This window comes from Bradyrhizobium sp. CB3481, from assembly GCF_029714305.1.
GTDB lineage: Bacteria > Pseudomonadota > Alphaproteobacteria > Rhizobiales > Xanthobacteraceae > Bradyrhizobium.
In genome coordinates this window covers 3,264,258-3,279,162 of sequence record NZ_CP121647.1, presented here as the reverse complement: position 1 = coordinate 3,279,162, position 14,905 = coordinate 3,264,258, and the positions used below count along the sequence as shown (strand labels likewise).

General features: G+C 63.0%; 17 protein-coding genes. 10 read left to right on the top strand and 7 right to left on the bottom strand.

Features of this window, described 5'->3' with window-relative positions; all coding sequences use genetic code 11:
* The first annotated feature begins 13 nt into the window (after positions 1–13).
* Both thrS and QA643_RS15745 read left to right on the top strand, forming a co-directional pair.
* Positions 14–2,059 carry a threonine--tRNA ligase gene (gene thrS / locus QA643_RS15750; RefSeq protein ID WP_283034034.1) on the top strand — a complete coding sequence of 682 codons (2,046 nt, stop codon included), beginning with the start codon at positions 14–16 and terminating at the stop codon, positions 2,057–2,059.
* A gap of 82 nt (positions 2,060–2,141) precedes the next feature.
* A complete protein-coding gene (locus tag QA643_RS15745) occupies positions 2,142–2,705 on the top strand; it encodes a nitroreductase (RefSeq protein WP_283034033.1) in 564 nt (187 codons plus the stop codon).
* Positions 2,706–2,855: 150 nt separating this feature from the next.
* On the opposite strand, the gene QA643_RS15740 is transcribed toward QA643_RS15745, so the two are convergent.
* The gene (locus QA643_RS15740) at positions 2,856–3,923 is read right to left on the bottom strand and encodes a hypothetical protein (RefSeq protein WP_283034815.1); all 1,068 of its coding nucleotides are present in this window, start codon (positions 3,921–3,923) and stop codon (positions 2,856–2,858) included.
* Positions 3,924–4,160: 237 nt separating this feature from the next.
* Between QA643_RS15740 and QA643_RS15735 the strand changes: the two genes are divergently transcribed.
* Positions 4,161–5,228 (top strand): patatin-like phospholipase family protein, encoded by a 1,068-nt coding sequence (locus QA643_RS15735; protein WP_283034032.1) that lies wholly within the window; start codon positions 4,161–4,163, stop codon positions 5,226–5,228.
* Positions 5,229–5,231: 3 nt separating this feature from the next.
* On the opposite strand, the gene QA643_RS15730 is transcribed toward QA643_RS15735, so the two are convergent.
* Complete coding sequence (locus QA643_RS15730; RefSeq protein WP_283034031.1) at positions 5,232–5,660, bottom strand: CBS domain-containing protein; 429 nt, start codon at positions 5,658–5,660, stop codon at positions 5,232–5,234.
* Between the two features lie 190 nt (positions 5,661–5,850).
* Positions 5,851–6,639 (bottom strand): rhomboid family intramembrane serine protease, encoded by a 789-nt coding sequence (locus QA643_RS15725; RefSeq protein ID WP_283034030.1) that lies wholly within the window; start codon positions 6,637–6,639, stop codon positions 5,851–5,853.
* Between the two features lie 605 nt (positions 6,640–7,244).
* On the opposite strand from QA643_RS15725, the gene QA643_RS15720 reads away from it, so the two are divergent.
* The 5 genes from QA643_RS15720 (at position 7,245) to QA643_RS15700 (ending at position 10,851) form a co-directional block, all read left to right on the top strand.
* Positions 7,245–7,799 (top strand): PAS domain-containing protein, encoded by a 555-nt coding sequence (locus QA643_RS15720; RefSeq protein ID WP_283034029.1) that lies wholly within the window; start codon positions 7,245–7,247, stop codon positions 7,797–7,799.
* A 219-nt stretch (positions 7,800–8,018) separates the two neighbouring features.
* A complete protein-coding gene (locus tag QA643_RS15715) occupies positions 8,019–8,798 on the top strand; it encodes a transporter substrate-binding domain-containing protein (protein WP_283034028.1) in 780 nt (259 codons plus the stop codon).
* A gap of 20 nt (positions 8,799–8,818) precedes the next feature.
* A complete protein-coding gene (locus tag QA643_RS15710; RefSeq protein ID WP_283034027.1) occupies positions 8,819–9,481 on the top strand; it encodes an amino acid ABC transporter permease in 663 nt (220 codons plus the stop codon).
* Between the two features lie 4 nt (positions 9,482–9,485).
* Complete coding sequence (locus QA643_RS15705; RefSeq protein WP_283034026.1) at positions 9,486–10,136, top strand: amino acid ABC transporter permease; 651 nt, start codon at positions 9,486–9,488, stop codon at positions 10,134–10,136.
* Entirely contained in the window at positions 10,123–10,851 is a 729-nt protein-coding gene (locus tag QA643_RS15700) for an amino acid ABC transporter ATP-binding protein (protein WP_283034025.1), read from the top strand. Before QA643_RS15705 ends, QA643_RS15700 begins: the two co-directional genes overlap by 14 nt.
* A gap of 58 nt (positions 10,852–10,909) precedes the next feature.
* Here QA643_RS15700 and QA643_RS15695 read toward each other — a convergent pair whose 3' ends face one another.
* Entirely contained in the window at positions 10,910–11,467 is a 558-nt protein-coding gene (locus tag QA643_RS15695; protein WP_283034024.1) for a hypothetical protein, read from the bottom strand.
* A 146-nt stretch (positions 11,468–11,613) separates the two neighbouring features.
* Positions 11,614–12,387, bottom strand: a complete 774-nt coding sequence (locus QA643_RS15690) for an enoyl-CoA hydratase-related protein (RefSeq protein ID WP_283034023.1) — start codon at positions 12,385–12,387, stop codon at positions 11,614–11,616.
* 306 nt (positions 12,388–12,693) lie between these two features.
* On the opposite strand from QA643_RS15690, the gene QA643_RS15685 reads away from it, so the two are divergent.
* Complete coding sequence (locus tag QA643_RS15685) at positions 12,694–13,311, top strand: PilZ domain-containing protein (RefSeq protein WP_283034022.1); 618 nt, start codon at positions 12,694–12,696, stop codon at positions 13,309–13,311.
* Here QA643_RS15685 and QA643_RS15680 read toward each other — a convergent pair.
* On the bottom strand, positions 13,298–13,501 hold the full coding sequence (locus QA643_RS15680) for a hypothetical protein (RefSeq protein ID WP_283034021.1): 204 nt from the start codon (positions 13,499–13,501) through the stop codon (positions 13,298–13,300). The genes QA643_RS15685 and QA643_RS15680 overlap by 14 nt on opposite strands.
* 141 nt (positions 13,502–13,642) lie before the next feature.
* Here QA643_RS15680 and QA643_RS15675 point away from each other — a divergent pair, with 141 nt between their 5' ends.
* Positions 13,643–14,272 carry a transglutaminase-like cysteine peptidase gene (locus QA643_RS15675; protein ID WP_283034020.1) on the top strand — a complete coding sequence of 210 codons (630 nt, stop codon included), beginning with the start codon at positions 13,643–13,645 and terminating at the stop codon, positions 14,270–14,272.
* 428 nt (positions 14,273–14,700) lie between these two features.
* Here QA643_RS15675 and QA643_RS15670 read toward each other — a convergent pair whose 3' ends face one another.
* Positions 14,701–14,886 (bottom strand): hypothetical protein, encoded by a 186-nt coding sequence (locus QA643_RS15670; protein ID WP_283034019.1) that lies wholly within the window; start codon positions 14,884–14,886, stop codon positions 14,701–14,703.
* Between the last annotated feature and the right edge of the window lie 19 nt (positions 14,887–14,905).

Below are 14,905 nucleotides of genomic sequence, written 5' to 3'. Positions count from 1 at the left end.
CTAGGAGACGACAATGCCTGACCAGAATACGCCCCCATCGGGCTTCCAGTTTGGCCTCGCCAATCTCAAACCGGCCGAACCCTTGGAAAAAATCACAGTTACCTTCCCCGACGGCGCGAAACGCGACTACGCCAAGGGCACCACCGGCTTCGACATCGCCAAGGGTATCTCGCCTTCCCTTGCCAAGCGCACGGTGGCAATGGCGCTCGACGGCGTGGTGACCGATCTCAACGACCCGATCTCGCAGGATGCCAGGCTCGAGCTGATCAACCGCGAGGATCCGCGCGCGCTGGAGCTAATCCGGCATGACTGCGCGCACGTGCTGGCCGAAGCGGTGCAGTCGCTGTGGCCGGGCACGCAGGTCACGATCGGCCCCGTCATCGAGAACGGTTTCTATTACGACTTCTTCCGCAACGAACCATTCACGCCGGAAGACTTCACCGCGATCGAAAAGCGGATGCGCGAGATCATCGCGCACGACAAGCCCTTCACCAAGCAGGTGTGGGACCGCGAGAAGACCAAGCAGGTGTTTCGCGACAAGGGCGAAGCCTTCAAGGTTGAGCTGGTCGACGCCATTCCCGGCGACGAGCCGATCAAGATCTATTTCCAGGGCGACTGGTTCGACCTATGCCGCGGCCCGCACATGAACTCGACCGGCAAGATCGGAGGCGCCTTCAAGCTGATGAAGGTGGCGGGCGCCTATTGGCGCGGCGACGCCAACAACCCGATGCTGACGCGCATCTACGGCACCGCCTTCGCCAGGCAGGAAGAGCTCGATGCTTACCTCAAGCAGATCGAGGAAGCCGAGAAGCGCGACCACCGCAAGCTCGGCCGCGAGCTCGACCTGTTCCACTTCCAGGAGGAAGGCCCCGGCGTGGTGTTCTGGCACCCGAAGGGCTGGACCATCTTCCAGGCCCTGATCGCCTATATGCGGCGGCGCCTGACCGGCGACTATGACGAGGTCAACGCGCCGCAGATCCTCGACAAGGTGTTGTGGGAAACCTCAGGCCATTGGGACTGGTATCGCGAGAACATGTTCGCGGCGCAGTCGGCCGGCGACGAGGCCGAGGACAAGCGCTGGTTTGCGCTCAAACCGATGAACTGCCCCGGCCATGTGCAGATCTTCAAGCACGGTCTGAAGAGCTACCGCGACCTGCCGTTGCGCCTCGCCGAGTTCGGCGTGGTGCATCGCTATGAGGCGTCGGGCGCCATGCACGGCCTGATGCGCGTGCGCGGCTTCACCCAGGACGACGCCCATGTGTTCTGCACCGAGGCGCAGCTTGCGGAAGAGTGCCTCAAGATCAACGAGCTGATCCTGTCGACCTACGCCGATTTCGGCTTCGACGGCGAGCTGACGGTGAAACTCTCGACCCGGCCGGAGAAGCGCGTCGGCACCGACGAGATGTGGGAGCACGCCGAGCGCGTGATGGCGACCGTGCTTGCGGAAATTCAGGCCAGCGGCAGCAACCGCATCAAGACCGCGATCAATCCGGGCGAAGGTGCGTTCTACGGGCCGAAGTTCGAATATGTGCTGCGTGACGCCATCGGCCGCGACTGGCAATGCGGCACCACACAGGTCGACTTCAACCTGCCGGAGCGCTTCGGCGCGTTCTACATCGACGCCGACGGCTCGAAGAAGGCGCCGGTGATGGTGCATCGCGCGATCTGCGGCTCGATGGAGCGCTTCATCGGCATCCTGATCGAGCACTTTGCCGGCAACTTCCCGCTCTGGCTCTCGCCGACCCAGGTGGTGGTCACGACCATCACTTCGGAGGGCGACGAATACGCCAAGGTGGTTGCCGCCGCCGCGCGGCGCGCAGGCCTTCGCGTCGAGATCGACCTGCGCAACGAGAAGATCAACTACAAGGTCCGCGAGCACTCGCTGGCAAAAATCCCTGCCCTGCTCGTCGTCGGCAAGAAGGAAGCCGAGACCCACACCGTCTCGGTTCGCCGGCTCGGCAGCGACGGGCAGAAGGTGATGCCGACCGATGAGGCGATAGCCGCCCTCGTCGAGGAAGCGACCCCGCCGGACGCGAAGCGGGCGCGGGCGGCGGCCTGATCATAATCGGTCTAAATCGGCTTTCGCTGGACGGGCTGTGCCATTATCTCTGGCACAGCCCGTTCCGACGAAAGAGACCCTTGTGCTAGATGCTATCGAACTCCTGAAGATCCGCCGCTCCGTAAAACCCCGCGAGATGAGCGGCCCCGGCCCGTCGCCCTCCGAACTCGATACCATCCTGACCATCGGCGCGCGGGTGCCGGACCACGGCAAGCTGGCGCCGTGGCGCTTCATCGTGTTCGAGGGCGACGCGCGCGCACGGGCTGGCGACATCATCGCGCGGGTATTCGCAAAGAAGAATCCGTCCGCCCCCACAGCCGATATCGAGATCGAGAAGCGCCGGCTGATGGACGCGCCGCTGGTGATCGCGGTGGTCAGCTTCACAAGGCCGCATCCAAAGGTGCCGGCTTGGGAGCAGGAATTGTCCGCCGGAGCCAGCGCGATGAACATCGTCACAGCCGCTACCGCGCTTGGCTATGGCGCCAACTGGCTGACCGGCTGGTTCGCGTTCGACCGTGACGTGCTGGACGGGCTCGGATTGAAGGCGGATGAAAAGCTCGCCGGCTTCATCCATATCGGCACGCCGGCAAAGCCCGCCGAGGACCGCCCTCGCCCCGCACTGTCCGATATCGTGACGCGGTTTTGAGGCCGACACGCCGCGGCAACGGCGGACCTCTCGTGTCTCAGATGCAAGCGGCGTGGGGCCGGCAACCGGGGCAAATTCTACTTTGCATGGGGTTGTTTTGCGATTTTTTATCCAGACAGCCCGGCGGTGTACCGCCAACCCATCCCGCGGCTAGCGCGCGATGACCTCGACCTCGGCATCGACACCGTTGACGACGTTGAAAGATCGCTCGAACACCTTGCCTTCGTTCTTGGCGATGGCGCGGTATTCGCCCTCAGACAGCACCACGCGCGGGAACGCGCCGATCGATTCCTTGATGACGTCGCCACCCGGCGTGATCACCGACCATGCGGTGTTGGCGAGCGCTTCGCCGCCCTTGTCGCCGACGAGTTTCAGCGTGATCACCGCGGCGCGGTGGGAAACCGTGACGTCGGTCAGCTTGCCGGCCTGGACGCGGATGTCGGAGCGCACGACGGAGTTGGCGTCGCCATAGTTGGAGATGATGTAATAGGTGCCCTCCGGCAGCAGCGCGACGTCGCCGGCGGCGACGTTGGGGATGAAAGAGGAGCGCTCGGCGCCGCCCTCGAACTGGCTGCCCTTGTAGAGGGCGAATGAAATCTGGTTCGGCGGAATCTTGCTGGAGCCGACGCGACCTTCGATACGCAGCCCGCCGGCCGGCAGCACGAAGGAGACACGGTCGGTCTCCGCCTTCAGGTTCACGGCACGTACCGCGCTGACGAGACCAAGGGCGACGTGAACGACGTAATTGCCGGGCGGCAGCACGATGTTCGGCGTCGCGCCGCGCTCCTCGCGGATCAGCTTGAACGTGCCGGTATCGTCGGGCTTGTCAGCGAAGACCCGCCACACCAGCCCGCCGTTGATAACAGGCAGGTCCTTGCCATAGCGCGCGTTCAGCGACAGCACGGCTTGGTTGGGGGTTGCCGCCGCAGGCGGCGGTACGACCGGCGGCACCGCGGTAACCTGCGGCTGAACGAGGGTCGGCTGGGTCAGCGGTGTGGAAAGCGGCGGCAGCCCCCTCGTATCCGATGGCGGCGCCAGGTTCATGGCAGGCCCGGACTGGCTTTCGGGAACGGCGGCCGGCGGCACCGGCGGCGGGCGATCCGAGAACCACTGGGCCGAGGCGGCCGACGGAAGCAGCAGCGTCCAGGCAAGCGCCAGCGCCGGGAAAGGCCATCCGGCCCGCCCGCTCCCAACGATACCGTGATCGCCCGAAATCATGGCCATGCTTTTCACCGAAAACGCGGCGAATTCAAGCCTCCGGCGCCGCAGTCCGGGTAGCTACGGGGGCCGGAACCGCCCCCGGTACCCAATGTTAATGCGGCGGTCGTGGTCCAGTCACATTCCCCGCCTAGGCCGGCTTCCTCGGGGCGTAAACCATGCCTCCGGATCGGAATAGGCAGTTCTGGCGCGACCGCGCCGCGGCGAATATCCTTTGCAGCCGCAGGAGAGTTTTGCGTGTTGGATAGCTGGATGGGCCGCGGCCAAAAGGGTGCTGACGCCCAGGAGAAAGCCCAGGACAAAGTGGGGCTCGGCAGCATTCGCCGGCCGGTGATCGGGCTGGCGCTGGGCGGCGGCGCCGCGCGCGGCTTTGCCCATATCGGCATCGTCCGGACGCTGGCCGCCCATGGAATCATGCCCAATGTCGTGGTCGGAACGTCGATCGGCGCCGTGGTCGGCGGTGCCTATGCCGCCGGACACCTCGATACGCTGGAGGAATGGGCGCGCAGCCTGCAGCCGCGAACCGTCCTATCCTACCTCGACATCCGCCTGAACGGCTCCGGCCTGATCGGCGGCGCCAAGCTCGCGGCCGAACTGGAGACCGCGCTCGGCCAGAGCCTGATCGAGGAGTTGCCGGTGAAATTTGCCACGGTAGCGACCGAGGTGCGTACGGGCCACGAGATCTGGCTGACCCATGGCCCGATGGTGGACGCGATGCGCGCCTCCTACGCGCTGCCTGGAATTTTTTCGCCGGTATTGGTGGGTGACCGCTGGCTGGTCGACGGCGCGCTGGTCAATCCGGTGCCGGTGTCGGCGGCGCGCGCGCTCGGCGCCGAAATCGTCATCGCCGCCAATCTTTCCAGCGACGTCTTCGCGCACTCCACCACGATCTATTCGCATGGCGCCGTGCCCAGCGTTTCGGTATCGGTGATGCCCGAGGTGGCAGCCGAGCCGGAGCCGCGCCGGCGCGGCATCGGAAAGTTCTTCTCGGCCGAGCGCACGATGAAGCGAGAGTTCTTCGGCGGCGGCGGACGGCCGGGCATCTCCTCGGTGATGGTCGATGCCTTCAACATCATGCAGGACCGCATCACCCGCGCCCGGCTTGCCGGCGACCCGCCCGATCTCCTGATCTCGCCCCGCGTCGGCAAGATCGGCTGGTTCGATTTCCACCGTGCCGACGACCTGATCGCCCATGGCGTCAAGGCGGCCGAGCGCGCGATCGATTCGATCCAGGAGGCGATCCATATTCTGGCGCCGCAGGCTGCCGTAGCCGAACCGCCGGTCGACAAGGCGGACAAGGAATAGCGATCAAGCCGTCTTGATGTAGTCGCGCAGCGCTTCCTGCTCGGCCTCGTATTCCTGGACGCGGCGCTTGACGATGTCACCGATCGAAATCAGGCCCACCACCTTGCCGTTCTCGACGACCGGCAAATGGCGGAACTTGCCGATCGTCATCATTTCCATGATCCCTGCGACGGTATCCGACTCGCGGCAGCTCACGACCTTCCGCGTCATGACGGCACCGACCGGTTCCTCCAGCACCCTGGCGCCGCGCTCGCCCAGCACGCGAACGATGTCGCGCTCCGACAAAATTCCTTCGAGCCGCCCGTCGTTCATCACCAGCACCGCGCCGATCTTGCGCTCGCTGAGGATCTTGATCGCAGCCGAAAGCTTGGCGTCCGGCTCGACGCTCGTGATCTGATGGCCCTTGGTGTCGAGAATTGAACGTACCGTCATTGTCGCCTCCTGAATCCGTTCGCGCCCGAGGGCCCGACTTGTTCGCGAGTCTTCAATCAACAGTTCCGCGCCGGTTTCGTTTCGGGGCACGGCCAGCAAGCGCGGCTGCCATGGCGTCGCAGCGGCATTGGCTTGCGTACAACTTTTGTAGTGGATGATGAATGAAATCGCCCCTCGCCGCAAGCGGCGATCAGACGCGGCCGGACTCGTCCGGCGATGCCGCGTGCGGCATGCCGTGCGGCACCGGATCGAACAGCGAAAACAACATCAGGCCGGCAAGAAACCCGCCGATATGCGCCTGCCATGCAACAGTGGCACCCTCGGCACCGATCGAAATCGAGCCCAGGCCGAAGATGATGTTGACGCCAAACCACACCGCCAGAAATCCGAGCACCCGCGGGTTGCGCAGTGCACGGGACAACGACAGCGCCGGAACCTTGGCGGCGGCGTCCGCATCGCCCCGCCGGAGCGAAAGAAAGCTTCCACGTACGAAGGCAAAGCGGATGGCGGCGGCCATGGCGCCCGAAACCGAGGCCGAGGCGCCGATCATCGGCGCGATCGCGTGCTCATGGGTGACGAGATGCGCCAACGCGCCCGCCGCCGCCGTCACCGCCATGAACGTGAAGAACCTGACGGGGCCGAACCGGCGCGCCAGCGCGCTGCCGAACGGCAGCAGCCACAGGACGTTGAAGCCGATATGGCTGAGATTGGCGTGCAGCAGCGAATAGGTGACGAAGGTCCAGACCTTGGCGCCCGCTCCGCCGGGAAAGGTAATTTTGAGCAGCGTGGAATCGTAGCGCTTCGGGATGAAACCGAACACGTCGATGGTCCAGTTCTCCAGCTCCGCCGGCAGCAGCACCCGCAAGTGAATGATGGCGATCAGCGCGATATAGGCCGTCAGCGCACCCGGCAGCGTCAGGATCGGCTCATGCGGCGCGGCCGGCGGCTCAACATCGGAGGAGTAGGGCTGGGATTCCAAGGGGACCAGGACCTTAGCTGGGCTTGAAGGCGTATGGGTCCAGATAGGCGGCTTTGCCCGCCCTGCGCAAGTGCGCAAACACAGCTTTCGTGTCCCGGACGCGGCGCGGCACGAAGTGACGCGACGCAGAGCCGGGACCCAGAAGCTTTTAGGCCTCGGCTCTGCGTCGCACCGCCAAGAGGCGCTGCGCCGCGTCCGGGGCACGAAATGTGCTCCATCCGAAAACGAAAAAGGGAGGATGCTGAGAACATCCTCCCTTGTCCTGCTGATCTTCTCACGCCCCAGGAGCGGAGGATTACATCCCCACCCCTCCCCGCGCGATGACCAAACTGTTTGACGCCACTGTGTACCAACTGCGCCGGAGTTACCCTGAGATAAGCCGGCGCCGTCCGATGCGTTCCACCCTATGCGCGGCGACCCGCCCTCGCCAACCTCATAGTTAATTTAACGTTAACAACGCAAAGCCGCGTCCGGCGAGGCCAAATCGGCTCAACGGCATGGACGCTGCAAAGCCCCTCCTGCACAACAGCCAAGGGAAGGCGTGTTGCGCAAAAGCGGGACAGAAATGTCTCGCGGCAAGCAACCCGGGGGCGAAGGACAAGGACATGAAACACCCATCGAGCCGCGAGTTCTTCGCCTATTGGAATGCGAAGCGCGGCGATGCCCGGGCGCCGGACCGCAGCGAGATCGAGCCGGGGGCGGTGCGCGAGCTGCTCGGCGACATCTTCGTGCTGTCTTACGACAACGAGGCCGGCTATCCGTTTCGCGTCGCCGGAACGCGGGTCAGCGCCCTGCTCGGCCGCGACCTCAAGGACGCCAGTTTTTCGACGCTGTTCGCCGACGACAGCCGCCGCGAGATCGAGGACATCATCACCTATGTCGCGGAAGAAATGCTGCCGGCGGTTGCCGGCGTCACCGCGGTCTCGGACGAAGGCAAGACGGCACATCTGGAGTTGTTGCTGCTGCCCTTCAACAACCGGGCGCATGCGCCGATCAGCCTGACCGGATTGTTGGCGCCGTTTGAAGACGACCTCGGCACGATCAGCAATTTCAAGCTGACGTCGTGGCGCTATTTGCACACGCCGCAAAAGCTCGTCCCCCGCGCCTTGCGCAAGCTCGCGATCGCCCGCGGCTTCATGGTCTATGAAGGCCTGCGGTAATCACGAACCGCCGGTTCTCTGACACCGCACGGTCTCGCGACCATGCTCGAAAACGCTTCACAAACAGCCTCCAAAAAAAGCACGGCCAAGCATTGCCTAAATGCGAGGCGTGAGGCAGGGTCGAATCACGACGTGGAGCCGGGCCACATCGCCTGATGATACGCACCGAGAGAACATCTCGCAGGGCGCGTATTCGACGTAACCTCGGAGACCTTTAGTATGTTGTTCAAGAGATTGATGCTTGCCGCCGCACTCGTGACTGCCGCGGTGGCGACGCAAGCCCATGCCGACGCCCTCGATAACATCATGAAATCGAAGGTGATCAAGATCGCGGTGCCGCAGGATTTCGCACCGTTCGGCTCGGCCGGGCTCGATCTCAAGCCGCAGGGCTACGACATCGATATGGCCAACCTGATCGGCAAGGAACTCGGGGTGAAGACCGAGATCATTCCGGTGACCAGCGCCAACCGCATCCCCTACCTGCAGACCAACAAGGCCGACCTCGTCATCTCCAGCCTCGGCAAGAACGAGGAGCGCGAAAAGGTCATCGACTTCTCGATCGCCTATGCGCCGTTCTTCTCGGCCGTGTTCGGCACCAAGGCGATCGCGGTTACGAGCGCTGCCGACCTCAAGGGCAAGACGATCGGCGCCACCCGTGGCGCGATCGAGGAGCAGGCATTGACGGCCATGGTGCCGCCGGATGCGACGGTGAAGCGCTTCGAGGATAACAACGCCACCATCGCCGCGTTCGTCTCCGGCCAGGTCGATCTGATCGCCACCGGCAACACGGTTGCGGCTGCGATCGCCGAAAAGGTCCCTGCCCGCGCGCCGACGCTGAAATTCGTAATCAAGGACAGCCCCTGCTATGTCGGGCTCAACAAGAACGAGCCGGCGCTGCTCGCCAAGGTCAACGAGATCATCACCAAGGCCAAGGCATCGGGCGAGATCGGCAAACTGTCGGAGAAATGGCTGAAAGCGCCATTGCCGCCCGGCTTCTGACGTAAGGCCGGGGCGCCCGAGTGTCCTACAAGCTGCAATTCGCCGAACTGCTGCCCTACTGGAACGTGCTGCTGTACGGGCTGGTCTTCACGATCGTGCTGACGATCGTGTCGACCGTCGCCGGCATCGCCGTCGGCACCGCGGGCGCCGCGGCGCGCACGTTCGGACCCGTTTGGCTCGGCCGCATCGTCGCGGTGTATGTGGAATTGATCCGCAACACGCCGTTCATCGTGCAGTTGTTCTTCATCTTCTTTGGCCTGCCGGCGCTCGGGCTGAAGCTCAGCGAAACCACCGCGGCCTTCCTCGCCATGGTCATCAATCTCGGCGCCTATTCGACCGAGATCATCCGCGCCGGCATCGAGGCGGTCCCTAAAGGACATGTCGAAGCCGGCCTCAGCCTCGCCATGACCAAATGGGAGGTGCTGCGCCACATCGTGCTCAACCAGGCGTTCCGGAAAATCTATCCGGCGCTGTCGTCGCAGATCATCATCGTGATGTTGGGTTCGGCGGTGGTGTCGCAGATCTCGGCGGAAGACCTGACCTATGCCGCCAACTTCGTGGCGTCGCGGAACTTCCGGAACTTCGAGGTCTACCTGCTGGTCGCGCTCGCCTACCTCGTACTCGCAATGCTGATGCGCGCCGCGCTGCGCGCGCTCGGCCGCGTCATCTTCAAGGCGAGGTGAACCCATGCTGCAGTTCAGCTTCTGGGACATCCTGTCGAACCTCCTGGTCGCCACGCAATGGACGATCGTGCTGTCGCTGATCGCGTTTGTCTGCGGCGGGATCGTCGGCCTGATCCTCTTGTTCATGCGGACGTCGCGGATCGCGCCGCTGGAATGGTTCACCAAGGTCTACATCGAGTTCTTCCAGGGCACGCCGCTTCTGATGCAGCTGTTCCTGTTCTTCTTCGGCATTGCGCTGTTCGGCGTCGAGGTCTCGCCGTGGGCGGCGGCGACGCTGGCGCTAACGTTCTGGACCAGCGCGTTCCTGGCCGAGATCTGGCGCGGCTGCGTCGAGTCGATACCCAAGGGCCAGTGGGAGGCCTCCTCCAGCCTTGCGCTGAGTTACATCGAGCAGATGCGCTATGTTATCCTGCCGCAGGCCTCGCGCATCGCGGTGGCGCCAACCGTCGGCTTCTCGGTGCAGGTGATCAAGGGCACCGCGCTCGCCTCGATCATCGGCTTCGTCGAACTGACCAAGGCCGGCACCATGCTCAACAACGCGACCTTCCGGCCGTTCCTGGTCTACTCGCTGGTCGCGCTGATCTATTTCTGCCTGTGTTTCCCGCTGTCCTGGTGGGCGAAGAAAATCGAAGGCCGCCTCAATGTCGCTCGTTAGCATTCGTGACGTCAGGAAGAGTTTTGGCGCGAATGAGGTGCTGAAAGGCGTCTCGCTCGACATCGCCAAGGGCGACGTGGTCGCGATCATCGGTCGCTCCGGCTCGGGCAAGAGCACCCTGCTCCGCTGCATCAATGGTCTCGAGACCTATCAGTCCGGCAGCATCGTCGCCGACGGCATCGAAGTCGGCGGCGCCGCCACCAATCTGCGCGAGCTGCGCCGCCATGTCGGCATGGTGTTCCAGCAGTTCAATCTGTTTCCGCACCTGACGGCGGCCGAGAACGTCATGTTGGCACCGACCGTCGTCAACAAGGTGTCAAAGGCGGAAGCCCGCGCCACCGCCGCCGAGGTGCTGGCCAAGGTCGGCCTGTCGGAAAAGATGGACGCCTATCCGAGCGAACTCTCCGGCGGCCAGCAGCAGCGCGTCGCCATCGCCCGCTCGCTGGCGATGCGGCCAAAAGTCCTGCTGTGCGACGAGATCACCTCCGCGCTCGATCCCGAGCTGGTCAACGAGGTCTTGCGCGTGGTCGAGCAATTGGCGCGCGAAGGCATGACGCTCATTCTGGTGACGCATGAAATGCGCTTCGCCCGCGACGTCGGCACCAAGCTCGTTTTCATGCACCACGGCAAGGTGCATGAGGAAGGCGTGCCAAAGGAAGTATTCGCCGCGCCGCGGACGCCGGAGCTGCAGCAGTTTGTGGGCCAGGTCGGCTGAGCGTGGGCGTGAGCTTACCAGGCACACAGCCCCGGTTCGGTTGGACCACGGCCGAAGCTCAAGACAGCGTCACGTTATCGAGGAATGGCTTCCAGGAGAGCGCCTCTCTGTTCGCCTTGTCGAATTGTCCGTCCTCTAGCAGCTTGCCGACAGATCTGAAGTATTCACAAAGGAACGACGCGTCGGGTAGTTGGTACACGTGCTCGTCCGGAGCCCACAGATGAAATTTCCTGGCGGAGCCAAATGCAGACGTAATTGCCGGTTTGAGATCAGGCACATTGTCCGGCCAGCCTGACGTGGTCCGATTTTTGAGGCTATCTGAAAGACTGCGAAATTTAGAGCCAAGGCTCCGGAGCTCGGAAGCTCGCTTTTCATCCGACTTCCGGTTTAGCCACTCTAATGAGACGCCAAGGACGACACCGGTCCAGAAAACCAAGGCGAATTTGAACCAACGCTGGCGGTCCAGTGCGAGAAAGTCTTCAAAAACGGTCGTAGCCGCCGCGTTAGGATCGGAGAAGACATTTTCGGCCAGCCATTTTCCAAGGATAGGCACGATCAGCGGGATCAGCAGAAGACCCCAAACTCCAAACAGAAACTGGTTAAGCCATTTGGACATGGAGCCTTGTTGGTTAGCCAACCAAACAACGATCCAGCCGAATTGAAAGTTCCATCGGAGCCCGCGTATAGCGCGCCCACCAGTTGCCCGTCATTTTGCTATGCGATCGGCAACTGTACTCGAGCTTGATGTTGCGTGGTCCCTCCTCAGCGTCCGGTGAACAGGGCCGCGCGCTTCTCGAGAAACGCATTGCGCCCTTCCAAGGCATCAGCGCTCAGGCGAATCTCTGCCTGGGTCTCGATCTCGCGGCGGAATTGGTCGGCATAGCTCGCGTGCTCGCTCTCATCGATCAGGCGGCGCGTCGCGACCAGCGCCCGCGTCGGTCCGGTCGCAAGCCTGCGCGCCAGTTCAAGTGCACCATCGGCCAGCGCCGCGTCGTCAAATACCTCGCGGACCAATCCCCACTCCCTGGCCTGATCGGCCGAGAGCGGCTCGTTCGTCATCATCAATTCGAGCGCGCGCTGCCGACCGACGAGGCGCGGCAACAGCCAGGTCGAACCGAGATCGGGGACCAGCGCGATGCGGCTGAAGACCTGGATGAAGCGCGCCGAACGCGCAGCGACGATCATGTCGCCGGCCATCGCAAGGCTGAACCCGCCGCCCGCGGCCACGCCATTGACGGCGACCACGATCGGCACGCGGCATTCGCGCATCGCCTTGAACGTTGGCCAGTAATATTTCATCACGCCGGCCGCGATATCGTCGCCGAGGATCTGCGCGGCCTTCAGATTCTGGCCCGAGCAGAAGCCGCGGCCGGCGCCCGTCAGCACCAGCGCCCTCACCTCTGGATCGCCGGTCGTCTCGGCAATGGCGGTGGCGAGATCGCCCAACAGATCAGGCGTCATTGCATTCAGGCTCGCCGGCTCGTCCAATGTCAGAATGCCGACTTTGCCGTCTCGCTCGCGCTTTACTCCGGGCATTTTTCCTCCGTTCGCTGGCCTTTGGCCCGGTTCGACCGGGCGCGGCAGGTAATTGTAATGCTACCGAAACAACGCAGCGAAGAACAATCTCCTCGTCTGGAGCAGCTTCTGAAGACGATCAAGCAGGATCTCAATCAGCTCGAGCAGAAGTAATCGCGACGATCGTGGCTTGCACGCCATGCGGTCGCGCCAAATTGTCCGTCTCGTAATCTTGAGCGCTTCCTGCAACCGCTGCTAACACATCGTTAACCCTGTCGGCCTTAGGGTCTTGGCGACGCCGAAAGACCGGCTGTCTGGTGGCGAAGAATGTCGTTTGCGCAAAAGAAAACAAGCACGGTCCCGTCCGCAGAGGAGCGGCGGCGCTTTCAGCGCGTCAAGGTCCACCTGCTCGGCCGCTACATGCTGCCGGATCGCCGTGAATTTCCTTGCCAGATTATTAACATGTCGCCGGGCGGCCTTGCGCTGCTGGCACCGGGCATCGGCAATGTCGGCGACCGCGTGATCGCCTATCTCGACCATATCGGCCGCGTCGAGGGCAAGATCACCCGCATCATCGACAACGGCTTTGCCATGACGGTCGGGGCGACCGCGCGCAAGCGCGACAAGCTGGCCGCCCAGCTCACCTGGCTCGCCAACCGCGATATCCTCAACCTGCCGGAAGACCGCCGCCACGACCGTATCGTGCCGCGCAACCCGATCGCGCTCCTGACCCTCGAGGACGGCAGCAAGATGACCTGCCGCATCATCGACCTGTCGCTGTCGGGCGCCGCGATCGCCGCGGAGAACCGCCCGCCCCTGAAATCCCTGGTCATGCTCGGCAAAGTCCAATCCCGCGTGGTGCGAAACCTCGAGGAAGGCTTTGCGCTCGAGTTCGTCCATGAGCAGGTCGCCGAGACGCTCGAAGACGCAGTTACCGCGCGGTAAAGCGCCAGCCGTCAAAAAGCCCTGATTTTTCAGCCTCAAAGGCGGTATCCGCGCGATCGGATGCCGCCTTTTCGCTGTTTGGCACCGGCCAAAGTCGGTTAATGCCGTCCGCTTTTCCGTCACCAACGCCTGCAGTTCCAGCGCCGCAGGCGTTAATAGATAAAATTTGAATCAATTGCAGTTGTTTCAAATTTTAGTCGGGCTCGATGCAAGCATAGTTTCGAATTGGTGGCTTGCTTTACTGGCATTCGCATCAAATGTACTTGCCTGACTTAGCCGCAGCGCAAATCCTCTGTGCGAAAGATGGTCCCAACAAAAAACGGGGGCCACGATGTCATTCAGGGGACGGGGAAAGGGACTGGCTGTTATTGCCGCCCTTTTAGGGATAAGCGCTTCGATGTGCGTCTCGGCGAAAGCCGGCGACGTGCTCTATGCCAGCTTGGGCGAAACCGCACGTGCGCCGATCGGCTGGGTCGAATTCTGCGCTGAAAACGCCAGCGAATGCCGCGGTGGCACTTCGCAGCCGCGCGACATCGTGCTGTCGCAGACGGCATGGCGCGATCTCTTGCGGGTCAACAAGTGGGTCAACGAGACCGTCAAGCCGATCACCGACATGGATCACTGGGGCGTGATCGAGAAGTGGTCGTTGCCGACGGACGGTTACGGTGACTGCGAGGACTATGTGCTTCTGAAGCGCAAGATGCTGGTCGACGCCGGATGGCCGCGCGAGGCGCTGCTGATCACGGTGGTGCGCGACAAGAAGGGCGAAGGCCACGCGGTGCTGACGGTGAAGACCGACAAGGGCGAGTTCGTGCTCGACAACCAGAACGAAAACGTCCTGGCCTGGACCGAGACCGGCTACCGCTTCGTCAAGCGCCAGTCGCAGAGCGATCCTAATGTCTGGGTCTCGCTCGGTGACAGCCGCCCGGCGGTCGCTACCGCCTCGTCACGCGACCGATAACGAAACCAAGGATTTTACGAACCCGCGACCCGGTCACATCCCCACCCCTCCCCGTCCCAGACCGGTTCGCGCGCGGCCAGGCTTCCCCCAAAGCCTGGCCGCAACTTTTTTGTGCGGCCGTTCCGGCGCGGCGCGCCGTTGTCATGCATCTCATCAAGCTAGCGCGGCCAAAAGCCCCCAACCGCAAAACCTGCATTAGACCGGTGCCACACAAAGACTAACGCTGTTGGCTGCCTGTGAGCTCGCCCGGTGGCAAAAGTGTCTCGGGAAATGATACAGCCTGGGGACTCAAAGGCCAGCTTGACGTCATGCTAGCTGAAGCGGCCAGGAATACAGGCTAACCGCGAAGTACCTCGTCATATCGACGATGTGACGGAGCCAGAAGGTGAGAAACTCGGGCTATACCTCAATCCTAAGAACGTTCTGCTCTAGTCCTCGTCCGGCTCGCGCACCACCGGCTGCTCGTCGTCGCTGTCCTCCTCATTCTCTTCATCCTCTTCATCCTCGTCCTCTCCGTCTTCATTAGGATCTCGGGGCGGCATCGTGTTGCCGATGATCGCGAAGGGACAGTCAATCAATTTGGTGGCAAAATCCTCGGAGATGTAGGCGGTCATGGTGTTACTCCTCGGGTAT